At 48.1% G+C, this 23,369-nt stretch carries 18 protein-coding genes and 1 other RNA gene; 11 read left to right on the top strand and 8 right to left on the bottom strand.

Annotated elements, in window-relative coordinates; genetic code table 11:
- Positions 1–118: 118 nt before the first annotated feature.
- Positions 119–739, bottom strand: a complete 621-nt coding sequence (locus CUS_RS10450; protein ID WP_002850619.1) for a TetR/AcrR family transcriptional regulator — start codon at positions 737–739, stop codon at positions 119–121.
- Between the two features lie 538 nt (positions 740–1,277).
- Here CUS_RS10450 and CUS_RS10445 point away from each other — a divergent pair.
- Both CUS_RS10445 and CUS_RS10440 read left to right on the top strand, forming a co-directional pair.
- Positions 1,278–2,882, top strand: a complete 1,605-nt coding sequence (locus CUS_RS10445) for a peptide chain release factor 3 (RefSeq protein ID WP_002850410.1) — start codon at positions 1,278–1,280, stop codon at positions 2,880–2,882.
- 449 nt (positions 2,883–3,331) lie between these two features.
- Positions 3,332–4,063 carry a type II secretion system protein gene (locus CUS_RS10440; protein ID WP_002850572.1) on the top strand — a complete coding sequence of 244 codons (732 nt, stop codon included), beginning with the start codon at positions 3,332–3,334 and terminating at the stop codon, positions 4,061–4,063.
- A 195-nt stretch (positions 4,064–4,258) separates the two neighbouring features.
- Here the strand turns inward: CUS_RS10440 and CUS_RS10435 are convergent, their stop codons facing one another.
- Positions 4,259–5,890, bottom strand: coding sequence for a class I adenylate-forming enzyme family protein (locus CUS_RS10435; protein WP_002850451.1), 1,632 nt, complete (start codon positions 5,888–5,890; stop codon positions 4,259–4,261).
- Positions 5,891–6,454: 564 nt separating this feature from the next.
- Between CUS_RS10435 and CUS_RS10430 the strand changes: the two genes are divergently transcribed.
- Positions 6,455–7,828 carry a helix-turn-helix domain-containing protein gene (locus tag CUS_RS10430; protein ID WP_002850609.1) on the top strand — a complete coding sequence of 458 codons (1,374 nt, stop codon included), beginning with the start codon at positions 6,455–6,457 and terminating at the stop codon, positions 7,826–7,828.
- A 104-nt stretch (positions 7,829–7,932) separates the two neighbouring features.
- Here CUS_RS10430 and secF read toward each other — a convergent pair whose 3' ends face one another.
- The 6 genes from secF to rnpB form a co-directional block, all read right to left on the bottom strand.
- Positions 7,933–8,907 carry a protein translocase subunit SecF gene (secF, locus tag CUS_RS10425; protein ID WP_002850605.1) on the bottom strand — a complete coding sequence of 325 codons (975 nt, stop codon included), beginning with the start codon at positions 8,905–8,907 and terminating at the stop codon, positions 7,933–7,935.
- Positions 8,900–10,306 (bottom strand): preprotein translocase subunit SecD, encoded by a 1,407-nt coding sequence (locus CUS_RS10420; protein WP_002850402.1) that lies wholly within the window; start codon positions 10,304–10,306, stop codon positions 8,900–8,902. Before CUS_RS10420 ends, secF begins: the two co-directional genes overlap by 8 nt.
- 170 nt (positions 10,307–10,476) lie before the next feature.
- Positions 10,477–10,944, bottom strand: a complete 468-nt coding sequence (locus tag CUS_RS10415) for a type II secretion system protein (protein WP_002850581.1) — start codon at positions 10,942–10,944, stop codon at positions 10,477–10,479.
- A gap of 177 nt (positions 10,945–11,121) precedes the next feature.
- The gene (locus tag CUS_RS18650) at positions 11,122–11,631 is read right to left on the bottom strand and encodes a prepilin-type N-terminal cleavage/methylation domain-containing protein (protein ID WP_002850493.1); all 510 of its coding nucleotides are present in this window, start codon (positions 11,629–11,631) and stop codon (positions 11,122–11,124) included.
- A 532-nt stretch (positions 11,632–12,163) separates the two neighbouring features.
- A complete protein-coding gene (locus CUS_RS10405) occupies positions 12,164–13,402 on the bottom strand; it encodes a DUF4317 domain-containing protein (RefSeq protein ID WP_002850657.1) in 1,239 nt (412 codons plus the stop codon).
- A 364-nt stretch (positions 13,403–13,766) separates the two neighbouring features.
- Positions 13,767–14,112: RNase P RNA component class A (rnpB, locus tag CUS_RS18655), an RNA gene on the bottom strand.
- Positions 14,113–14,644: 532 nt separating this feature from the next.
- Here rnpB and CUS_RS10400 point away from each other — a divergent pair.
- From CUS_RS10400 to CUS_RS10365, 8 genes are all read left to right on the top strand, one after another.
- The gene (locus tag CUS_RS10400) at positions 14,645–15,028 is read left to right on the top strand and encodes a NifB/NifX family molybdenum-iron cluster-binding protein (protein WP_037277093.1); all 384 of its coding nucleotides are present in this window, start codon (positions 14,645–14,647) and stop codon (positions 15,026–15,028) included.
- Position 15,029: 1 nt separating this feature from the next.
- Positions 15,030–15,842, top strand: a complete 813-nt coding sequence (locus tag CUS_RS10395) for an MBL fold metallo-hydrolase (protein ID WP_002850585.1) — start codon at positions 15,030–15,032, stop codon at positions 15,840–15,842.
- A 599-nt stretch (positions 15,843–16,441) separates the two neighbouring features.
- A complete protein-coding gene (locus CUS_RS10390; RefSeq protein WP_002850427.1) occupies positions 16,442–16,942 on the top strand; it encodes a MarR family winged helix-turn-helix transcriptional regulator in 501 nt (166 codons plus the stop codon).
- On the top strand, positions 16,939–18,039 hold the full coding sequence (locus CUS_RS10385) for a radical SAM protein (protein WP_002850565.1): 1,101 nt from the start codon (positions 16,939–16,941) through the stop codon (positions 18,037–18,039). Before CUS_RS10390 ends, CUS_RS10385 begins: the two co-directional genes overlap by 4 nt.
- Positions 18,040–18,341: 302 nt before the next feature.
- The gene (locus CUS_RS10380; protein WP_002850691.1) at positions 18,342–18,908 is read left to right on the top strand and encodes an MptD family putative ECF transporter S component; all 567 of its coding nucleotides are present in this window, start codon (positions 18,342–18,344) and stop codon (positions 18,906–18,908) included.
- Entirely contained in the window at positions 18,905–19,879 is a 975-nt protein-coding gene (locus CUS_RS10375; RefSeq protein WP_002850561.1) for a helix-turn-helix domain-containing protein, read from the top strand. Before CUS_RS10380 ends, CUS_RS10375 begins: the two co-directional genes overlap by 4 nt.
- Complete coding sequence (locus tag CUS_RS10370) at positions 19,879–21,630, top strand: ABC transporter ATP-binding protein (protein ID WP_002850658.1); 1,752 nt, start codon at positions 19,879–19,881, stop codon at positions 21,628–21,630. Before CUS_RS10375 ends, CUS_RS10370 begins: the two co-directional genes overlap by 1 nt.
- Positions 21,623–23,356 carry an ABC transporter ATP-binding protein gene (locus CUS_RS10365; RefSeq protein ID WP_002850478.1) on the top strand — a complete coding sequence of 578 codons (1,734 nt, stop codon included), beginning with the start codon at positions 21,623–21,625 and terminating at the stop codon, positions 23,354–23,356. The genes CUS_RS10370 and CUS_RS10365 overlap by 8 nt, the downstream gene beginning before the upstream one ends.
- Positions 23,357–23,369 lie beyond the last annotated feature (13 nt).

The raw sequence follows: 23,369 nt of genomic DNA, 5'->3' as shown, positions 1-23,369 counted from the left end.
CATAAATCCCAGCTTTTGCGACTGGATTTTGTGAATTTAAATAGTTGGATTGCTATAGGAAGTGCGCCATTCTTCCGACCATGTCAATAATTATGAATTATGCATTATGAATTGTGAATTATAAAAGCGCATATGTTATCCAGCCCTTTATCAGGTAATCCATTACGGGCTTGATGAAGCGCATAGCATCTTCCCTGTCGGGGAAATGGTTCATCATGTGGATAAATGCGTCCACCTGCACATGAGTAAGCCAGTGCAGCATATCGCGGTTGACACGCTTGCCGGGCATTGCGGCGGCATACTGTTCAGCCAGCGCCATATAAGAGGTGTCAAGCCTGTCTATCACCTCTTCGACAATGCCCTCAAACCTTGAACCTGCTGACTTGTCAAGCAGTATGGTCATTTCATCGAAATTGTCGTATATCACGTTGACAAGTTCTTCCGCGAACTCATCGTGGTCGCCGTCCTGCTGTTGGTAGCTTTTAAGATCGGTTTCGGTGTCCTCAGCAAAATGCTTTTCCAGCACCCCCATCAGGCTAGTCAGTGCGGCTTCGGTCACACCGCCCAGCAGTCCGTCCTTGTCCTTGAAAAAGAAGTATACCGCCCCTGTGGTCACGCCTGCATCTGCGGCTATCTTCCTCAGTGAGGCTTTCGCAAAACCCTTTTCAAGGAACTCCTTTTTCGCGCATTCTATCAGCCTTTTGCGGCTCTCGTTATTGTCTGTATTCTTTTCTGCCATAGTATCTCCTTTCGGATAACGGTGTTACGTAACAGTGTTATCTTACTATATTTTTCTGCATTCGTCAAGGGGTTGACGGACTTTTTGTAGGACTGCACAATATCTCCGTATTTTACATAACGGCGTTATGTTCGTGTTACATAACAGCGTTATGTAACCGTCAGGCTCTTCACCCGACTGTGAGCGCCGAAAGTGTTTCTTAACGCAAAGGGCGCGAACTGTCAGCTTAACTAAAGGCGCGGTCATGTAAAGCGGCTGTATTTTGGGAATATGCCGCTTGTAAATCGCGGGATTTCATGGTATAATAAAGAAGTATGCGAAATTCGATAGCAGTATTGGAGGACGGACATGATGTGATATTTGTATCATTATAGCAATCCGCCTTAAAATTCAGACAAAATCCAGTCACAAAACCCATAAATCCCAGCTTTTGCGACTGGATTTTGTGAATTTAAAAAGTTGGATTGCTATAGTTTAAATATAACATTATCTGACCCGCCCGCACAGGCAGGTCTGACATATACAACGGAGGAAAACAATGGGCTTAAAAGAAGAAATAAACCGCAGGCGAACTTTCGCCATAATCTCCCACCCCGATGCGGGTAAGACCACACTTACTGAAAAATTCCTGCTCTACGGCGGCGCTATCGCACAGGCGGGCGCAGTAAAGGGCAAGAAAAATTCCCGCCATGCAGTTTCTGACTGGATGGAGATAGAAAAACAGAGAGGTATCTCGGTAACATCATCGGTCATGCAGTTCCAGTATGGCGGCTACTGCATAAATATCCTTGACACTCCGGGACATCAGGATTTCTCTGAGGACACCTACCGCACACTTATGGCGGCTGACTCGGCTGTAATGGTGATAGATGCTTCAAAGGGCGTTGAGAACCAGACAAGAAAGCTGTTCAAGGTCTGCGTCATGCGCCATATACCGATATTCACTTTCATCAACAAGATGGACAGAGAGGCGCGCAACCCTTTCGACCTAATCGACCAGATAGAGAACGAACTGGGTATACAGACATACCCAGTAAACTGGCCCATCGGCTGCGGCAAGGAATTCAAGGGCGTGTATGACCGCGACAAGCGCCACATCATCGCATTTTCCAGCGATTCCGAGATGGCGTTCGGCAAACACAAGGTAGCTATGGAGGAAGTTGAACTTTCCGACCCTGCCCTTGACAGCATGCTGGGCGAACATCTGCATCAGACGCTTTCTGACGACATTGAACTTCTCGATGGTGCAAGTGACGAATTTGACCTCGAAAAGGTCAGAAAAGGTCAGCTTTCGCCTGTATTCTTCGGTTCGGCGCTGACAAACTTCGGTGTTGAGCCTTTCCTTGAAAGATTTCTGGAGATGACCACTTCGCCTACGCCGCGTGTCAGCAGTGAGGGTGTCATTGACCCGTTTGACCCTGATTTCTCGGCTTTTGTATTCAAGATACAGGCTAACATGAACAAGGCACACCGCGACAGGATAACTTTCCTGCGCGTATGCTCGGGCAAATTCGACAAAGAAATGGACGTACTGCACGTTCAGGGCAACAAGAAAATGCGACTTTCACAGCCACAGCAGATAATGGCGCAGGAGCGTGAGATAATCGATGAAGCGTATGCGGGCGACATCATAGGCGTGTTCGACCCCGGTATATTCGCCATCGGTGACACGATCTGTTCGCCAAAGCGCAAGTTTGAGTTTGAGCCGATACCGACTTTTGCGCCCGAACACTTCATGCGTGTGCGCCAGAAAGACACTCTCAAGCGCAAGCAGTTCGTAAAGGGTGCTACCCAGATAGCGCAGGAAGGTGCGATACAGATATTCCAGGAGCCTGAAACGGGTATGGAAGAGGTCATCATCGGCGTTGTGGGCGTTCTTCAGCTGGAAGTTTTCGAGTACCGCATGAAGAACGAATACAATGTTGAATTGTTCAAGGAGAGCCTTTCGTACAGCCACATCAGGTGGATAGACAACAAGGACATCGATGTGAAGAAGCTGAAACTCTCCAGTGATACCAAGCTGGTACAGGATTTCCGCGGGAACTATCTGCTGTTGTTCACCAGCGAGTGGAACATACGCTGGGCGCTTGAGAAAAACGAGGGCTTGGAACTCAGCGAATTCAACAGAGGAGCGCTTCAGTAATTCATAATTCATAATTCATAATTATTGACATGGACGCGAGTATGCAGTCTTATCAAAAGACTGCTCATTAATAGTGTTCAAAAAGGGACTGCCTGAGATCGGGCAGTCCTTTTTTTGATGTCAGGGTTATATATTGATATTTTATTAACCACAAAATCCAGTTATGGAACTTTTGGCTTGACATCGGGAAAATTATTAGTTAAAATTTAGAAACAAAAATTATTTCCTATTTATTTAAAACCATGCTGAATGCTTTTAATTTGTAAAATTAGTCAACTTGTGATTTGGTCAATCTAGCGAAACTATATGCTTGGTTTTTATGTACATATACAAATTTAGATTAATTTAGTTGACTGTTTTGTAAAATTGTGATATAATATAGGCAACAAATAAATTGGTAGATATATTTTTTTAGTGGTAATTGCGATACGATTGAAAGGGATGATCTTATGAAAAATAATAAGAAAGGTTTCACATTAGTTGAATTAGCTATTGTTATTGCCATAGTCGGGATTCTTGCCACATTGCTTATACCCAGCTTGATCGGGTATGTAAGAAAAGCAAGGGTCGCTGCTGCTGTTGCGGATACCAAAGTCATCAAGACATCGATAGAAGCAGCTTTGACAGACTACCTTATACTCAGTGAACAAGATACGAATGCTGCCTTCAACAAGGTGCTTTACCTTGAACAGGGTGGAAAAAACAGAAAATTTGAAAGAGTCGGCGCATTCACAAACTACAGCTGGAATATCTACAAAACGACCAAGCCGGGCACTTCTACCGGTTCACAGGCAGTTGACAGAGTAATAGCCGGCGCACTTGATGCTACTTTTTCGGAAACATGGAAGACAGGCAGCAGAGTCAACCCGCTGGGATACAATACATCTTCAAAGAATTGCAGCAAATACCTTAAGGACTGCAAAACAAACTTCGGGCTTGTTGTTGTGTACAACGACACAGGCGAAGTTCGCATGATACAGCTTTACCGCAAGGGCATACTGGTAACATTCATCGGTGGTCAGTATATCGTCAACATGGAGAAAGATGCCCACTTTATCGGGTCAGGCACATGGGACAAGATATATACTGACAGCAAGAAGAAATCTCCCGAAAACTGCTACAACATAAATCTGTCAAATCAGCAGATAGGCAGTGACGGAAAAATGGGCGGCTGGTATTAAGCGACATACGTTTCGCGGGCAGATGTCTGAAAAAACAATAATAACAAAATGCCGAGGTGCTGACATCTCGGCATTTTCTGTTACAGCATTTCAGTAATTCATAATTATTGACACGAACGATAGTATGCGTTTTTGTTTGAAATTATATTGTTCAAAAAAGCCTTTCCCGATGTTCGGAAAAGGCTTTTCGTTTTCTTATGAATTGTTCTGCTTAGCCACAACAGACTCGCCGCAGTATATCTTTCTGAGAACAGGCTTTTCTATCTTGCCTGTGGGGTTTCTGGGGACATCTGCGAAGATTATCTTGTGGGGACGCTTATAGCGCGGCAGTTTATGGCAGAAGTCGTTGATATCCTCCTCAGTGCAGGTCATGCCGTCCTTGATGGAGATTATCGCTGCTGCTATCTCGCCCAGACGCTTATCGGGCAGACCGATGACAGCAACATCCTTGATGGCGGGGTGCGCCCTCAGGAAGTCTTCTATCTGCACAGGATAGAGGTTCTCGCCACCGCTGATGATAACATCCTTCTTGCGGTCAACGAGGAAAATGAAGCCGTCCTCGTCTTCCTGAGCCATATCGCCTGTGAACAGCCAGCCGTCCTTAAGTGTTTCAGCGGTCGCCTTAGGGTCGCGGTAATAGCAGGTCATGACACCGGGACCTTTTACGCAAAGTTCGCCGACTTCGCCGCGCTTAACAGTTTCGCCGCGTTCGTCAACTATCTTTACCTCCCAGCCGTAGCCTGCCTTACCGATAGCACCTACCTTATGGATATTTTCAACGCCCAGATGTACACAGCCCGGTCCGATGCTCTCGCTAAGACCGTAGTTGGTGTCATACTGGTGCTTGGGGAACAGCTTCTTCCACCTTGCGATAAGTGAGGGCGGAACGGGCTGTGCGCCGATGTGCATGAGTCTCCACTGGTCGAGCTGATACTGCGAAAGGTCGATATCGCCTCTGTCAACAGCATCGAGAATATCCTGCGCCCACGGCACCAGCAGCCACACGATGGTGCAGTGCTCGCTTGAAACAGCCTCCAGCACGAACTTAGGCTTAACGCCCTTAAGAATGACCGCCTTGCCGCCTGAAATAAGGCTGCCGAACCAGTGCATCTTAGCGCCTGTGTGGTAAAGGGGTGGTATGCAGAGGAAAACATCGTCCTCAGTCTGACCGTGATGTTTCTGCTCGACCTTAGCCGCGTGAACAAGACTCTCGTGGTTGTGCAGTATCGCCTTCGGGAAGCCTGTAGTGCCCGATGAGAAATAAATAGCTGCATTGTCTTCATCAGTCAGCTTGATATCGGGGCTTACGCTGGAGCAGTTAGCCGCCAGACGGTCATAATGCTCTGCGAAAGTGGGACATCCCTCACCAACGTAGAACAGCAGTCTGTTCTTGCTGATATCATCGACTATCTCCTCTACCCTGCCGATAAATTCGGGACCGAAAACGAGTATATCGACCTCAGCCAGTTCAACGCAATACTTTATCTCATCAGCAGTGTAGCGAAAATTCAGCGGCACAGCCAGCGCACCTGTTTTGAGTATACCGAAGTAGATGGGCAGCCATTCAAGGCAGTTCATCAGCAGTATGCCGACCTTATCGTCCTTTTTGACGCCGCGTGATATAAGCAGATTAGCAAAGCGGTTAGCCTTCTCGTTGAAGACAGACCAGCTTATCTCGCGCCTGTAGGGAACATCTGCTGTGGGTTCGATAAGTTCGTACTCTTTCCATGTTATGCGCTTTTCGCGTATTTCGGGGTTGAGTTCGACAAGAGCCGTCTTATCAGGGAATTTTGCTGCGTTTCTTTCAAGAAATTCTGTTATTGGCATTCTTTAACTATCCTTTCAGATTTATTGCGGTGAAAGCCCGCGTTCTGTAAATATGCTTTAGCCTATGAAAGTATAAAAGCTGTAAAGCACAAAAGCAATTAAGTTAATTGTAACATACATTTTCCGAAAAGTAAAGCGCCCCAACGCTTTTTTTTACACAAAAAAAGGTCTGTCGCTTTTTGCAGATTGCACAACAACCTTTACAGGTGTTTTAATGCCAGAAAATGGATATCTAAGTTTTGGTGATATGAACAAAATAGTTCATGCCCATCAGCTGTCGCAGAGCGGATAAGTGCCTGCATCTCTATTTTTCCGCTAATTTAATGAAAATATGATATTGCCAGTATGGATATTGTATTTTCTTGTAAATCGTGATATAATATTAACAATACAGACATTTATAGCAATCCGCCTTATAATTCAGACAAAATCCAGTCACAAAACCCATAAATCCCAGCTTTTGCGACTGGATTTTGTGAATTTAAAAAGTTGGATTGCTATAAAATCAACTATGGCGATCAGACTAAAAATTCGGGTCGCTATAAAAGAAAGGACTTTGCGCCAATGTTATCAGAAAAGATAACCTATCTTCTCAAAAACCTTGATGTAGAAAACAGCATTATCGCGGGATATGCAGGCTGTTCGCCCGCAAATTTCTGCCGACTGAAAAGCGGTTCGCGCAATTACAGCGAAAACAGCACTACGGTAAGGAAATTTGCTGACGGCGTATACAGTTATTGCCGCGACAATGGCAAGACAGATGAACTATGCCGCATACTCGGCATTCAGCAGGAGGAAGAACACCCGCTGAATGAAATGCTGCTGAACTGGCTTTTTGAAGAAAACAGTCTGCCCGAAGACAGCATCGAAACAGATAGTGCCAAGCAGTTCGGAAAAAAGCTGGCAGCTTTGATGAAGCTGGCGCGTCTTTCAAACAGCAATCTTAGCAAAATGCTGGGTATCGATGCTTCATATGTCAGCCGAATGCGCAGCGGTCTGCGCATACCACGCAAAAGCACAGGCTTGATGATGCGGCTTTCGGCTGTGCTGGCAGAACAGATAGCTTCCCGCAACAAGCTGCGCGATCTCAGCGACATTATGGGTACACCGCTGAGGTCGGGTAATGTCGCTGAGTCGATCTTCGTGTGGCTGTACGCACGCGGCATGCCCGCAAATGTGCAGGCAGTCAGGGTTTTTATCGAACAGATGAAGAATATGCCCACGACCGATGTGAGCCTTATACCGCTGCCGGTAATTCCCGAAATACCGAACGAGGACTACTATACGGGCGACAAGGGGCTTCAGCAGGCAGTGGTGAGATTTCTCAGCAGCGTCATAAATAATCACAGCAGCGAACTGCGGCTGTACTCCGACAACGGCATAAACTGGATGACAGGAGATTTCAAGGCACTGTGGTCGGGGCTTATGGCTGCCTGTCTGCGGAACGGCACACGCATCAAGATAATACACAACGTTGACCGCAGCGTAAGTGAGATGATACAGGCTATAATCAGCTGGCTGCCCCTATACATGACGGGTCTTGTCGAGCCATACTATTCCACCAGACCCGCGGGCGAGAGATTCACCTGCACGATATTCCTTGACCCTGAGAATGCCTGCGTGGGCAGTTTCGGTGTGCGCGACATGGCTGACGATGAGGAATACAGCTACATAACCTCGCCTCAAAAACTGGAGAAAACCTGCCGTTATTTTGATGCACTGCTTGCCAGATGCCGTCCGCTGGTCACGATAGATACTGTCAGCGAACCGCAGGCGGATGCTGAGGTATACAGCATCGGCAACGTTCAGCTTGTCATCAGCGAAAACAGCGTGACAGTCAACAAACTTGATGCACCACAAAAGGCATTCACCTTTACATACGCCCCGATGTGTCGGGCTTTTCGGAGTTTTGCTGACAGCATTGAAGATAACACATAAAACACCGCCGCAGGTCGTGGGACTTGCGGCGGTTTTCAGCTTAACGATATAAAAGCTGCCCACACGTTATGTTAACGCGCAGAGCAGCTTTATTTACGATAGAATTATCTTCTGCCGCTGTTCTTTGAAGCAGCAGACTTGCTCTTCTTGGGGTTCTTTTCAGCGTGTCTTCTCCACATTACCCAGAGTGTCGGTGCGATGCAGTTAGAAGAATACACACCTGCCAGCATACCGATTATCAGAGGGAATGCGAAGCTGATTATCGAACTTACGCCGTAGATGGTGCAAACGACGCAGACAACAGCCATAGCCATAACGGTAGTTACGGTAGTGTGGATCGATCTGCCGAGAGTCTGTGTTACCGAGAGGTTCACCAGTTCTTCAAGTTCGAGTTTGCTGCCCTTGAGGTTCTGGTTCTCACGGATACGGTCGTAGATTATGATAGTCGCGTTGATGGAGTAACCCAGTATGGTCAGCAGAACTGCCATGAAGTTTGCATTGATGTCAAATCTGCAAATAACGAAGCAGCCGTATACCATGCAGAGGTCGTGCAGCAGTGCCACAACAGAGAATATACCTGCCGAGATACCGCCTATCTTTCTGAAACGGAAACCGATGTAGATTATGGTAACGACAGCCGCAAATATAACGGCTACCATACATTTCAGGAAGAAGTCAAGACCGTTTGAGGCTTTAACGTCACTGGACTCAAACAGTGCGAGTTCATTGTCAGCGAACTTTTCTTCAAGTGCGACCTGAAGTTCGTTCTGCTTTACCTCGTTGATGCCGCCTGTGGAGGACAGCTGTATCTTAACGGTAGACTGTTTTGTGGCAGTGTTCTCGCCCTTAGTTACAGTCGATTTCTGCCCCAGAACATCGGTAACTACAGACTGTACGCCGTTGGTATCGATGTCGCCCGTGTAGCTGTAAGTCAGTATAGTACCGCCCTTGAACATTATGTCAACGTTCAGACCCAGCACGAAAGTCAGTATGATGAACAGCGCGATAAGTCCGCAGGAGATGCTGTAAAACACCTTGCGTTTTCCCACGACGTTGAGAATTTTCTTTTCCTTAGCCATTGTTCTCAACACCTCCGTACAGCTTGCGTTTCTTGAATGCTTTGAACTTTGAAAGTGACGAAAGCATCAGTCTTGAACAGAAGATACCGAAGAAGAAGTTCAGCACGATGCCGACCAGCAGAGTGTAACCCAGCGAGTAGATAGTACCTGCGGTAGATGCACCGAATGCCATGAACAGGGGTTTCAGCAGAGTGCCGAAAACGCTGTCGGTAGGGCCGAATGCGCCCATCAGTATGATAGCAACGAACACAACGGTGATATTGCCGTCGAAAACAGCAGCCCATGCGCGCTTATAGCCAAGTTCGATAGCGCCGTTAAGGGTCTTGCCGTTGTTGAGTTCTTCCTTGATACGCTCGGAAACGATAACGTTAGCGTCAACGCCCATACCTATCGCAAGAATGATACCTGCGATACCTGGTATTGTCAGAGTGAAACTCTCGATATTGCCGAAGAAGCCGCTTATGCAGGCGAGAGTGCCCGCAGCCTGACCCAGCAGAGCGATGGAAGCCACGAAGCCGGGCAGTCTGTAAATGATGATCATGTAGATAGCGACCATGATGAACGCAATTATGCCTGCGATGGTCATGGCAGTTTTAGCGCCCTCACCGAGAGTAGCCGAGATTATGTTGGTGCTGGTGGATCTCAGGTTGAAAGGCAGTGCGCCTGCATTGATCTTATCAGCCAGCGACTTAGCGCTCTCGTAGGTGAAGTTACCTGAGATCTGGCACTTGCCGTCAGTGATAGGCTCGTTAACATTTGGCGCAGAGATCATATTTTCGTCCATCCAGATGGAGATCTGACCGCTGCCTGAAAGTTCGGTAGTAGCGTCAGCAAAAGCCTGTTTGCCCGACTCGTTCAGTTCAAGGCTGACCACCCATGTGGTCTCACCCGTGTTCTGATCCTGATACTGACCTGCCTCAGCCTTTTTAACATCATTACCTGTCAGCACGACAGTTTCGTCTTCAAGGTTTTCGGGCTTTGTCGTACCCTTGACGAATATGAGCTGTGCAGTGTCGCCCAGTTCAGAGATAGCCTCTGCGGGGTCGAAATCCTCTTCGCCCGACTGCCAGGGGAATGACACCATGATACGATGTTTTGTGTAGTCCGCATAAACCTCACTGTCAGTGATGTTCAGGCTGACGAGTCGCTGTTCGATAACAGCCTTAGCCGCGTCCATGTCGTTTTCGGTTATCTTCTGATCCTCGTTTTCAAGTTCAGGCTCGAAAGTGGCATTGACGCCGCCCTGAATATCGATACCCCAGCGTATCTCATCAACGCCCTTGATAGCGCTGTGCCTGATATCGCCGTAATAGGTATGTATACCCGCGTATGTCAGGTAAGCGAAACCGAGGATAAGGATAAGCACGATGAAAAAGACAGGTTTAGTAATTTTCCGCACTAAAAGTCCTCCTAACAAAATTTTTACGCTTTCAGAAAAGCCGCAGATAGTTCTGCCGCTTTAATAAGCACATTCACCTATACATTATATAACTTTTTGCCCCAAAAGTCAATAGGTTTTGAGAATTTTGTCAAAAAAAGCGAAGACCCGCTGTGGGGTCTTCGCAAATATCAGTCTGCTTTATAAGTTTTCCATGTGGGAACATTATCTACGCTGTTGGAAGCATTGGGATACTGACCTACCATAGTATCGCCCGGCTTCATTATCCACTGAACATACAGCAGGTCATCGCCGTTGTCGTCCTTGCCGCGCGTGCCGATGTACATTATGCCCGAATTTTTGGCATTGGCGGCGATTGAATTATAGACCATTCGCCCCAGTTCATCATTCGGCACAGGTTCATCGCCGCGACAGTCGATGACGATATCACTGATAGCATAATCTTCGCCGTCGATCATCTTCTGACCCTGAACGCCAGTCACAACATTATAGGCGACTTTGGCGTTGGCGTTGCACTGACGCAGACGCGCTTTTCTGACATAGCCCATCATCATCGGCACCAGTATGGCAGCAAGTACGCCCACAATAGCTATGACAATGACGAGCTCCACGAGTGTAAAGCCCTTCTTGTTTTTCATTTGTTTTCCCTCCGTATTGACATACATAAAAACCTACCCGCGCCCCAAACTGCGGATATATTTTACCAACCTAATTATAACACAAAGTCGCCTGTTTGTCAATACATTTACGCAAAAAAGCGGCGGTTCATACGAACCGCCGCCAACTTATCATTTGATAAAGCTATATACTAAAGATTAAGCCTTGTTCTTCAGCTTCAGCTCACCGAATTTCATAGCCTCAGCCTTTTCTACGGTAGAAGGAGCCTCAGGATACTGACCAACGATCTTATCGCCAGACTTTCTGTGCCACTGTGCGCCCCATACACCTGTAGCAGTGGTATTACCATTGATGTATACCTCGCCGCCGTCATTGCCGTTAGCAGCAAGTGCGTTCTGAACAATAGCAGTTACATATGCAACGCCATCAACAGTATCACCATCAAGGTCAGGAACACTTGCAGCAGGAGTTGTGCAGTTCTGAGTGATATCAATTGTCTCAAGCTGGATACCGTTGGTTTCCAGATCTGCCAGTGCGCCAGCTGCGGTATTGTAAGCAGTCTTAGCATTGCCGTTAGCAGTCTTCAGTCTAGACTTCTTAACATAACCCATCATGCTAGGTACGAGAATAGCTGCGAGCACGCCGATGATCGCAATAACTACTACGAGCTCAACCAGTGTAAAGCCCTTCTTGTTTGAATTTTTCATAGAAAATCCCTCCATAATAAATTTCTATTAGTAACCGCCGTTCGCGGGTACTTACTTAAGTTGTTCATTTAAGGGTGAAAACCTCGCATCGATCGATCGTTTGAAGCTTCATGTTGTTTTCGTTTCCCTTACTGTGTCTATATTATAACTCATAACCTTGCATTTGTCAATAGGTTTTTTTATATTTTTTTACTTTTGTGAGCTTTCACAAAATCTCAACAATTAAACTGGTCGTATTAACCGTATATTACCTTTTTCGCTTGCGAATTGAGCAGTTTATACAAGGGTCAACGACTTTGCGCAAACGTTTTCGCAGTTTTATCCATTGCAAAAACCAATGCAATTACATGTTCGTTCACATTTTAGTCTGTGCAAACCTAAATGTACGTTCCGAAATAAACCTGTGCGAAAAGCTATGTTAAGTGCAAAATTATCCTTTCTATATAATAATATAGTGTTGTTTATCCTGCATCATTCGCACACAGCAAAAAAGAACAGCCGCGCAGGACTGTTCTTTATGATATCTGTTCCGTCAGAACGGCGCTGTGCCGTCCTCAAACGAAGTATGTACAGGTCCTTCGTCCTCATCGGGGGCTATCTGCACCATTTCGGTGTTTGCGGGAACAGCGGGCTGTTTGCCTATCATTTTCAGTTCCATGCCGTTTATGGTGACTTCGGGGTCATCAAGGGCGATGACAAGGCACTTTCTGCCGCCTATCACCTGTGTCCTCACCTTATCAGCGCCGCCCTTGCCTATATTTACGGTAACGCTGGGCACTGTCACGACAGTTTTCTTCTCCACCAGATTTACCGCTGTCAGCGGCTTGTTGTCGGTCGCATGCTCGAAGACCTTGTTCAGTTCGCCAAGTTTTTCCTGACTCACGCCCGATTCCCAGAGGATATTGTTCAGCTTTGCGCTGTCGATGGTGGCAACTTCGGTATCGTTGGCGGTCTGGTCAACAAAATTCTGTATCTTCTCATTGACCTTAGTCATCATGTCGAGGTCAAGCTCTTCGCCCACAACATTGCCCAGAATAGCGTGGAAAACTTCCTTTTCGCTGGGTCCTGTCATCGAGAACTCACAGCCGAGAAATTCTTCTATAACGCTGGTATTGGGCTTTTTGGCATTTTTTGTATAATACATGACCCCATTGACATCGGGTGCGCGGTCATTGAACAGCGGGAAGAGGAAACCATCGGTGGGCATCTCAACTATCCTGTCAGAGTCTTCCTTTTTGGCTATGGCGTTCTGCTCCTCATTATATATAAGACCGTCGATGCGCAGGTTTACGGGGCAGATGGCTGTTATGATAAAATTATAGTTGGTATCTGCTTCGGCATCATCGGTTATCTCGTCCATCTTGTTCTTTTTAAGTACCGAGTAGGTGCAGTGTGCCGAAAAAATGCTGTATGTGGACACATATTCCACCTTTTCAACAATGGCATTTATAAGGCTGTCAACAGTTTCATCGGTGGTGAACTTGTCTTTCAGCACAGCCCACAAGAATTGCTGCTGACCGCCCTCCAGTATGGCATCTTTCGGGAAAGCATATTCAAGAAGATTAGCGCCTATCCTGCCGCTGAGGGTCTTTTTGAGCATCGCGAGGATAAGTTCGCTCTCGTCCTGCGGGATAACATTATATAACCTGTTGGTCTTGCATTTGACATTTTTTTCCGCATCGACAAAAGCAGTGACAACGCGGTTTATTGTGAGAAGATCGCTGTCTTCGGAAAAATACTTTTTTATCTCGGCAATTTCCTTTTTATTCATTGTTATTACCTCCGTATACATTCTTTAAGAGAAAAGAGGGCCGCCACGCAGCAGCCCTCTTTCCTATAATTTGTCCTCGTCGCCAAAAGTTCATTCGCCCAATGAACTCCGCCAACAATAAATATAGCACATTTTTAGCCGATTGTCAAGCAATAGAATAAAAATTCATAATTATCGTCGGCAAAGCAGCAAGAGCACACAAAACAAGGCGCTGCGGGTGGGCGGGCAGCCGCCCCATAAAAAGAAAACCACCAGCCGTTAATCGCAAGTTCGCAAAGCAAATAAGATGCACACAAAGCCCGCCGTTCGTCCATCGCTCCAAAGCATAGAACAGCACAAAAAATCGCCCCGCGTGAACGGGGCGAGCGTGAGCCTGTCTGTAAGCCGAGTTTTGTCTTGTACGGTAATCTATCTAGGCTGTGGGTCGCCCCACAGCTCAAGCCACCTACAACCTGGGGTCTGACGAGCGCATTGACCTTTCGGCTGCCATTGGTGTTGCATCGGATAAGGTTTACATGGCAGCGGCATCTCTGCCGCTCCGGTGGGCTCTTACCCCGCCTTTCCACCCTTACCGCATCTCTGCGGCGGTATATCTCTGTTGCACTAGCTCGGAGGTCACCCTCGGCTGACGTTATCAGCTATCCTGCTCGTTGATGCTCGGACTTTCCTCATCAGCGTATGACCGCTGCCGCTACCGTATGGCATGCTCACCTGTTTATAATAACATATTTTTTCGGGTTTGTCAATCGCAAAGCATCTGTCATCTCATGCCATGACGGTCTTTCAGTGCTACAGTTATCAGCGCACCTATAAGCATCGCCGCTGCCGAAAATATCACGTTCATTTCTATTCCTCCTCCGCTTTGGTATGTACGTATCATAACGCACCATTGTTCGGAAGATGTTTGTGAAATATTTGAGAGTTGTTAAAATGATAAATATGCCCGTCCACGGAAATTGATTTTGACAAAACGTGACTGTATTTTTGTGTATTCTTCCACGCCCCATCACTTGTTGACACCTGATGTAAATAGTGCTACAATATAATATATGGTTATCCCGCTGATACACCACCCAAAAAGCGATCTAGCAGAACTTAAAGTGGTTGGCGGATATCTTCCCCCAGCCGCAGGCGGGGGAAAGATATCCTGCGATCAATTATCCTTTTGTTTACCGCATTTTTAGTTGGTGTGCTAAAGGGATAGTCATATAATATATCTCGGTCATGAAAGGAACAGATAATATGAAAATAGCAGTAACTTACGAAAACGGACAGATATTCCAGCATTTTGGCAAAACTGAACAGTTCAAGTTCTATGAGGTAGAGGGCGGCAAGGTCATCAGCGAACAGGTGCTCGGCACTAACGGCGCGGGGCATGGTGCTCTTGCGGGCTTTCTTAAGGTGATGGGCGCTGATGTCCTTATCTGCGGAGGTATCGGCGGCGGTGCGCAGATGGCTGTGAAAGAGGCGGGTATAGCCCTCTTCGGCGGAAATTCGGGAAGTGCTGATGACGCTGTTGCAGCTTATCTCGCAAATGCGCTGGTACAGAATGAGTCCCCCACCTGCGACCACCACAGTCACGAACACGGCGCAGGTCATTCCTGCGGTCACAAGTGCGGTGAATGATATGAGGATAGTTACGCTTGTTGAAAACAGCCGCGCAAATGAAGACTGCATTGCCGAACACGGGCTTTGCATCTATATCGAAACAGAGAAGCACAGGCTCCTGCTGGACAGCGGTCAGACCGATGCTGTCATCAAAAATGCACAGATTTTGGGCATTGACCTTACTGCGATCGACACGGTGATACTCAGTCATGGTCATTACGACCACTCAGGCGGCATAATGCCGTTCTCGCAGATAAACAAGACCGCGCGGATATTCATGCAGAAGTCGGCACCTGAGCCGCATTTCAACGGCGAAAGGTACATCGGCATCGACAAAGACATACTCGGTCTGCCGAATGTCAGTCTGATAGAGGGCGATGTTCAGCTTGACGATGAACTTTTTCTGTTCAGCGGCATAACGGGCAGACGATGCTACCCTCAGGGCAACAAAAAACTCACCTGCGAAAAGGACGGCATGAAAGTGCCTGATGATTTCGTGCATGAGCAGTGCCTTGTCATTACACAGAGCGGCAAACACTGGCTCTTATCAGGCTGTGCGCACAACGGCATACTCAATATACTCGACAGGTACAAAGAGATATTCGGCAATGTGCCTGACTATGTGCTCAGCGGGTTTCACATGATGAAGAATGACGGCGAGCACACCGATGAGGAAAAAGCTGTCATAATACAGACCGCAAAAGAACTTGTGAAGCTGGACACGATATTTTTCAGCGGGCACTGCACAGGCATACCCGCATTTGAGATGATGAAAGAAGTCATGGGCGACAAGCTGAGAGCGCTGCACAGCGGCGAGGAAGTTTCGTTATGACACAAAAACGGCTGATGCGTTATACTGCGCATCAGCCGTTTTTACAAAGCAGGCGGTAAAACGAATGATCTATCACCGCAGCAGACCGTTGATGATGTCCGCTTTGCACCCGCTGCCCCGCCGAAAGCATATCACGGAGCGCCGCTTATTATAGCGATCCAACTTTTTAAATTCACTAAATCCGGTCGCAAAAGCTGGGATCTATGGGTTTTGTGACCGGATTTTGTCTGAATTTTAAGGCGGATTGCTATAATATAGTATCGGAAGACACTTTTTTGTGCAAAAGTATGGTATTATGCGGTCAGCCTGCTGACACGCCACAATAATGATGTTATTTTGTAACTTTGAAACAGTTGGCATGCCGGGCATTTTGGAATATGACTATCCCTTTAGTACACCAATTAAAAATGCGGTAAACAAAAGGATAATTGAGCACCATACGCCAAAAACCTTAAGTTCTGTATAGCCGCTGTTTTTGTGGTGTGTCAGCGGGATAACCACATTTTGGAATGACAATATAATATCACTATGTATATTCAAAAGTTTATATTGCAATCCTTTGCAAAAGGTGTATAATATCATTAAAGGTTGTGCGCAATATGACAGCACACAATATTTCGACTATGAAAGGCTGTATCATGGAAGACGAAAAGAAATTCACAAAATATGACTGCATAAGGCTTGAAAATCAGATATGCTTTCCACTTTACGCCTGCGCGAAGGAAGTCGTGCGGCAGTACCGCAAGCCGCTGGAAGCGCTGGGGCTGACCTACACACAGTATGTGGTGATGATGGTGCTGTGGGAACACGGCGGCATGTGTGAGGGCGAACTTGGCAGGCTGGTACACCTCGATTCGGGGACGCTGGCACCTCTGCTGAAAAGACTTGAGAAGCAAGGACTGATAAACAGGGCAAGGCATGCAGAAAACGAGCGCAAACTCTCCATCACACTGACTGATGAGGGCGAAGCACTTAAAGAAAAGGCAGTGGAGGTACCGATGTCGATGCAGGGGTGCATCGCGCTGGATACCGATGAACTTATACAGCTAAAATGCCTGCTTGACAAGGCACTGAGCGGAATGGAGGACAGAAAGTCATGAACGGAAGTTTTGACCTGCAAAGCTATATGACAAAGGGTGTTGAGCGCGTGGTGGCGGAAGCTGTCAAGGCTACGCTGAAAAATCCCCGCGAGAGCGCATTCATGGTTAAATTTGCGGCGGCAAGCCGCTCGGCATCAAAAAAGCGCCGCACCGCAGAGGACAGCGGCGAACATATCCCGCCGTTTCTGATAGCAAGCATCACAAGCAAGTGTAACCTGCACTGTGCGGGGTGCTATTCGCGATGCAGCAACGCCACCAATGACGCTGAACCTGTGAAGCAGTTATCCGCCGAAGACTGGCTGAGGATATTCGATGAAGCCGACGTGCTGGGCATCAGCTTTATACTGCTGGCAGGCGGCGAACCGATGCTGCGGCGGGATATCATCGAAGCGGCAGGCAGAAAGCAGAACATACTCTTCCCCATATTCACCAACGGCACTTATATTGACGACCGCTATTTCTCGCTGTTTGACAGCTGCCGCAACCTTGTGCCCATAATGAGTATAGAGGGCAATCGCGATACCACCGACACAAGGCGCGGTGCTGGCATATACGACAAGCTGACAGCCAACATGGACGAATTCAAGCGTCGCGGGCTGATATTCGGGGCATCGGTGACAGTGACCACAAAAAACTACAGGGAAGTCACCTCGCAGGAGTTTCTTGACAACTTGTCGGAAAGAGGCTGCAAGGCGGTCATTTTTGTGGAATATGTGCCTGTTTCGGAAGGCAGCAAAGACCTTGCGCCCACTGACAGCGAGCGTGAGTATATCACTGAAGAGATACAGCGCTTACGCGAAAAACGCCCCGAAATGGTTTATATCTCTTTTCCCGGTGACGAGAAAAGTTCGGGAGGATGTGTGGCGGCAGGCAGAGGGTTCTTCCACATCAATTCACACGGCGGCGCTGAACCATGTCCTTTTTCGCCCTATTCTGATGTGAATATCAGGGACACTTCGCTGAGAGATGCACTGCACTCTCCCCTTTTCACGGCGCTGAGGAGCGGTGAGATACTTCTTGATGACCATGAGGGCGGCTGTGTACTCTACGAAAAGCGAGAGTTGGTCGAGGCACTGATGGCGAAAAACTCAATATGATAAATGCAAAATATCGGTCATGCGTGCTTTGCGGGATATATTTTCCTGTAGGGCACGCTTTTGCTGTTATGATATTCGGAAGCTGTATATGGAACGGAGCATAAGAAGCGCGAAATAATTTTCATAATGGAGTATCGGGAACAAAACGGAGTTGAAAAAACGTTTTCGCTGTGCTATAATATATAACGTTCTCGGAGAAAGATATATTGAACGGCATAAAGATCTGTTTCGTTTGATATGGCAAAGCTGAGAACAATATTTATAGGGGTAAGTTAGTTGCAGCTAATTTTCGGGAGGTAAACATGAAAGTCAAAGACCTTATCAACATCGGTATTTTTTCAGCGATCTATTTTGTTATCACCACAGTGATAGCCATGCTGGGGTTCATACCAATATTTCTGCCTTTGCTGGCGGTGCTCGTGCCGCTTCTCGGAGGTGTGCCGTTCATGCTTTTTCTGACTAAGGTAAAAACATTCGGCATGATATGGATAATGAGCGTCATCATGGGTATCATGATGCTGCTGACAGGCATGAGCTGGCCGCCGCTGGCTGTATCTGCGGTGACAGGGCTGTTAGCCGAACTTATCTACAGAAGCGGCAGATACAAGAGCACTTCAAAAGCTGTGCTGACCTGCGGCGTGTTCAGCATGTGGGTGGCGGCGAACTATCTGCCGCTGTTCTTTGCCGCTGAGAAGTACTGGGCTTCAAGACAGAATTTCGGCAAAGAATACATCGACAGCGTTACAAAGCTGATGCCTGCATGGATGTGTCCCGTACTGTTCGCGGCGGCATTCATATGCGGGATAATAGGTGCGCCGGCAGGCAAAAAACTGCTGAAGAAACACTTCCGAAAGGCAGGCATGGCATGAGCAGTGACCTTTTTGACCAGCTTGACGATGCGGGCTTCGGGTCGAACGTACATGAGATAGCGGCTGAGGGCGAATGCAGAGTACTGCGGCTGGATAACAGTTCGGGCGAGGCTTTCATGACCATGTACCGCGTCTTTGACGGCATTTACCTTATGTACAACGACTTCCATCTGCGCTCGTGCATTTCGGAGTATCAGAATGCCGAAACGGTGCTCTGCATCGACCACTGCCGCGAGGGGCGCATAGAGCATGAAAACAAGCTGGGCGGCAGGTACTATATGGAAGCGGGCGACCTGCGCATCGACAGGAGGGTACACCATTCGGGCAAAGTAGAACTTCCGCTGGCACACTATCACGGCATGACCATCGGCTTTATGAACGAACCTGCACAGCGTTCCATCAAGCGCGAGATGCCCTCGCTGAATATCGACCTTGATAAGCTGGCGCAGAAATTCTGCCCCGACAGCAAGGAATTTCTTCTGCGCACCAACGAACCGCTCAACCTGCTGTTCTCACAGCTGTATCATGCGCCCAAAAGCATACGGCTGGACTATTACAGGGTGAAGATAGCAGAACTTCTTCTGCTGCTTGAAACTACAGACCCCGCCGCACAGACTGTACAGCGGCAGTATTTCCCTGCGGGGCAGACCGACAAGGTCAAGGAGATACACAGCCTTATCACGGGCAGTCTTGAAAAGACTTTCACGGCCGAGGAACTTTCGGAGATATCGGGCATGCCGCCCGCGACCCTCAGAAAGGTCTTCAAAGCGGTGTACGGTGTACCGATATACCGTTATATAAAGGGTTACAAAATGAAGGCGGCGGCTGCGATGCTGATATCTGAGGGACTTACAGTTTCGGAGATATCACAGCGGCTGGGCTACGACAACGCATCAAAATTCGCGGCAGCTTTCCGTGACATCATGGGTGTCACGCCGCAGAATTACAGGAAAAGACAGGAGGATATCTAGTGGGAAAGGACAAAAACGGCTCTTTCGGGTGGCTGCTGGGTCAGTCGGGCGAGCGAAAAGGAAAATTCGTGCTGAGTGTGATACTTGCGGCAGTCAGCACATTATGCGGCATAGTGCCGTACTACTTCATCGCAAGGATAGTAAAGGCACTGCTGGCGGGCAGCACTGACAAGGGCGCATACATCACCGACTGTGTGATAATACTGGTGCTCTGGCTGGGGCGTTCGCTGTTCCATGCACTGAGTACTGCAAATTCTCACCTTGCCACCTTCCACACGCTGGCGGTAATACGCAAGAAAGCACTTGACAAGCTGGCTAAGATGCCGCTGGGCGATGTTATCAGTCAGCCGTCGGGCGCACTGAAAAGCACCATAGTTGAGCGCATAGACAGCATCGAAACTACTCTCGCGCACATACTGCCCGAATTTACCACAGGCATCGGCGCACCGATAATAATACTCATCTACGCCTTTACCATCAGCTGGAAGCTGGGTCTTGCGGCGCTGATAACCGTTCCGCTGGGACTTGTCTGCTATGCACTTATGATGTTCGGCTATGAGGAGAACTACGGCAGGACGGTAAGGGCGACAAAAGCCCTCAACGCTGTTACCACCGAGTACATCAACGGCATTGAGGTGATAAAGGTGTTCGGCAAGGCACAGTCAAGCTACGAGAAGTTCGCCGCCGCCGCAAAAGAGAGTGCAGCCAGCTTCGTTGACTGGATGCGCAAGTGCAACGTATACATGACGTTTGCCATGTGCATAATGCCAGCTACCATGCTTTCGGTACTGCCGATAGGCGGTATAATGGCAATGCGCGGCACCATAAGCAATACAGACTTCATCACCGTCATCATACTGACGGTCGGGCTTATCGAACCACTTATCGGCGTTATGTCATACTCTGACGACATAGCACAGATGGACACCATCGTGACAGAGGTCAGGAACATAATCGATGCCCCTGAGATGGTTCGCCCCGAAAAGCTGACAAAGACCATCAAGGGCGGCGACATAGTGCTTGACAACGTGCATTTCTCCTACTCTGACAAGGAGATACTTCACGGCATATCTATGACGATACACGGCGGCGGATTTGCCGCATTCGTCGGACCGTCGGGAAGCGGCAAATCAACCGTTGCAAGGCTTATAGCGAGCCTCTGGGACGTTGACAGCGGCAGTATCTCACTGGGCGGAGTCGATATAAAAGATATCCCCTTTGATGAATACAACAAGCGCATAGCTTATGTTTCGCAGGATAATTTCCTGTTTGACCTGACGGTGCGCGAGAACATAAGGCTGGGCGACCGTACAGCCACCGATAAGGAAGTCGAAGAAGCCGCTAAAAAGTGCGGTTGTCACGACTTCATAATGGGGCTTGAAAACGGCTACGACACAGTGGTCGGCACATCGGGCGGACACCTTTCGGGCGGCGAGCGCCAGCGCATCTCCATCGCGAGGGCAATGCTGAAAAACGCAGATATCGTCATACTTGATGAAGCCACTGCCTACACCGACCCCGAAAACGAAGCGGTGATACAGCGCAGTGTGGCAAAGCTGGTCGAGGGCAAGACACTTATCGTCATAGCACACAGGCTTTCTACCGTAAAGAACGCTGACAGACTTTACGTGATAAATGACGGCAATATCGCGGAACAGGGCACACATGATGAACTGCTGTCAAAGGGCGGGCTGTACAGTTCGATGTGGGCGGCACACATCTCGGCAAAGGACGGTGAAGAAGATGTTTAAGATACTGAAAAACTTCTTTGATTTCTGCAACGAGGAGGACAGAAAGCGCTTTTACATATCCATAGTGCTGAACCTCTTTCAGGCGATATTTGAAGCACTCAAGATACCTGCCATATCCTGCATGATAAAGGCACTGCTGGAGGGGAATGTCACAAAAAAGACCTGCCTGACCTGTCTTGGGATAATGCTTGTGAGCGTTATCGGTTCGGGCATATTCAAATCAAAAAGCACCATGCTGCAAACTGAGGGCGGCTACAGCACATGTGCCGACAAGCGCATGCAGATAGCCGAACACCTGAGATATCTGCCGATGGGTTACTACAATGACAACAGTCTGGGGCAGATAATGTCTGTGACCACCAACACAATGCAGAACCTTGAAAATGTAGCCACACGAGTTGTCATGCTGGTTTGCTCGGGACTGCTGGCAACTGCTGTGATAACGCTGATGCTGTTATTCTATGACTGGCGCATCGGGCTGATACTCTGCGGCGGACTGGTCGTGTTCTTTATGATAAACAGCGGCATGATGAAAGTTTCGGCAGGTATGGCAAAGGAAAAGCAGAAAAAGGACGCGGCGCTGGTAGCGAAAGTCATCGAATACATTCAGGGCATTTTTGAGGTAAAGACTTTCAATCTGACAGGAAGCCGCAGCCGCGAACTGAACGTTGCCATAGACGAGAACGAGAATGCTAACTCCGCTATGGAATTAAAGCTGATACCTTTCATGACCATGCAGAGTTTCTGGCTGAAAGCGGTGGGCACTGTCATCGTACTGGCATCGGTACTGCTGCACATAAACGGCAGCATGGACTTGCTGACCACCATAATAATGATAATCAGTTCTTACCTTATCTATGCACAGCTTGACACTGCGGGCAACTACTCGGCTATGCTGAGAACTGTAGATGTCTGCGTTTCGCAGGCGCAGGAGATACTCGACACCCCGCAGATGGATATTTCGGGCGAGGATATCGCCCCCGCACACTTCTCCATAAAGGCTGAGAACATCAGCTTTGCATACGAAAAGAGAAAGATAATAGACGGCATATCCCTCGATATACCACAGCGCACCACCACCGCCATAGTAGGACCTTCGGGCGGCGGCAAGACAACGCTGACTTCCCTGCTGTCGCGATTCTGGGACGTTGACACGGGAAAGGTCACCCTTGATGGCAGAGATGTACGCGACTACAGCATGGACGCACTGATGAAAAACTACAGCTTCGTGTTCCAGCGGGTGTACCTGTTTGCTGACACCATCGCCAACAACATACGCTTCGGTCAGCCCGATGCGCCGATGGAGAAGGTCATAGAAGCGGCAAAAAAAGCCTGCTGCCACGATTTCATAATGCAGCTGCCCGATGGCTACGACACGGTCATCGGTGAGGGCGGCGCTTCACTTTCGGGCGGCGAGAAGCAGAGGATATCCATAGCACGCGCCATCATGAAAGATGCGCCGATAATAGTACTTGACGAAGCCACTGCCAACGTTGACCCCGAAAACGAAGCTGAACTTATGAAAGCGGTCGAAGCGCTGACAAAGGAAAAGACCATAATTATGATAGCCCACAGGTTAAAGACTGTCCGCAGTGCTGACAACATACTGGTCATCAGCGGCGGAAAGATAGCCCAGCAGGGCACTCACGAACAGCTTATGGCAGCAGGCGGAATCTACCGCAGCTTTGTCGAAAACAGGCGCGAAGCGGCTTCCTGGAGATTATAACAAGCGCTCCCGC

This window comes from Hominimerdicola alba 8 (assembly GCF_000178155.2).
Lineage (GTDB): Bacteria > Bacillota > Clostridia > Oscillospirales > Ruminococcaceae > Hominimerdicola > Hominimerdicola alba_C.
The sequence above is the reverse complement of the archived record's forward strand: the minus strand, read 5'-3'. Positions and strand labels throughout refer to the sequence as shown.

What these genes read in the sequence shown, in the direction of transcription:
- CUS_RS10450 (WP_002850619.1), bottom strand. Translation starts at nt 739, where the DNA reads ATGGCAGAAAAGAATACAGACAATAACGAGAGCCGCAAAAGGCTGATA.
- CUS_RS10445 (WP_002850410.1), top strand. Translation starts at nt 1,278, where the DNA reads ATGGGCTTAAAAGAAGAAATAAACCGCAGGCGAACTTTCGCCATAATC.
- CUS_RS10440 (WP_002850572.1), top strand. Translation starts at nt 3,332, where the DNA reads ATGAAAAATAATAAGAAAGGTTTCACATTAGTTGAATTAGCTATTGTT.
- CUS_RS10435 (WP_002850451.1), bottom strand. Translation starts at nt 5,890, where the DNA reads ATGCCAATAACAGAATTTCTTGAAAGAAACGCAGCAAAATTCCCTGAT.
- CUS_RS10430 (WP_002850609.1), top strand. Translation starts at nt 6,455, where the DNA reads ATGTTATCAGAAAAGATAACCTATCTTCTCAAAAACCTTGATGTAGAA.
- secF (WP_002850605.1), bottom strand. Translation starts at nt 8,907, where the DNA reads ATGGCTAAGGAAAAGAAAATTCTCAACGTCGTGGGAAAACGCAAGGTG.
- CUS_RS10415 (WP_002850581.1), bottom strand. Translation starts at nt 10,944, where the DNA reads ATGAAAAACAAGAAGGGCTTTACACTCGTGGAGCTCGTCATTGTCATA.
- CUS_RS18650 (WP_002850493.1), bottom strand. Translation starts at nt 11,631, where the DNA reads ATGAAAAATTCAAACAAGAAGGGCTTTACACTGGTTGAGCTCGTAGTA.
- CUS_RS10405 (WP_002850657.1), bottom strand. Translation starts at nt 13,402, where the DNA reads ATGAATAAAAAGGAAATTGCCGAGATAAAAAAGTATTTTTCCGAAGAC.
- CUS_RS10400 (WP_037277093.1), top strand. Translation starts at nt 14,645, where the DNA reads ATGAAAATAGCAGTAACTTACGAAAACGGACAGATATTCCAGCATTTT.
- CUS_RS10395 (WP_002850585.1), top strand. Translation starts at nt 15,030, where the DNA reads ATGAGGATAGTTACGCTTGTTGAAAACAGCCGCGCAAATGAAGACTGC.
- CUS_RS10390 (WP_002850427.1), top strand. Translation starts at nt 16,442, where the DNA reads ATGACAGCACACAATATTTCGACTATGAAAGGCTGTATCATGGAAGAC.
- CUS_RS10385 (WP_002850565.1), top strand. Translation starts at nt 16,939, where the DNA reads ATGAACGGAAGTTTTGACCTGCAAAGCTATATGACAAAGGGTGTTGAG.
- CUS_RS10380 (WP_002850691.1), top strand. Translation starts at nt 18,342, where the DNA reads ATGAAAGTCAAAGACCTTATCAACATCGGTATTTTTTCAGCGATCTAT.
- CUS_RS10375 (WP_002850561.1), top strand. Translation starts at nt 18,905, where the DNA reads ATGAGCAGTGACCTTTTTGACCAGCTTGACGATGCGGGCTTCGGGTCG.
- CUS_RS10365 (WP_002850478.1), top strand. Translation starts at nt 21,623, where the DNA reads ATGTTTAAGATACTGAAAAACTTCTTTGATTTCTGCAACGAGGAGGAC.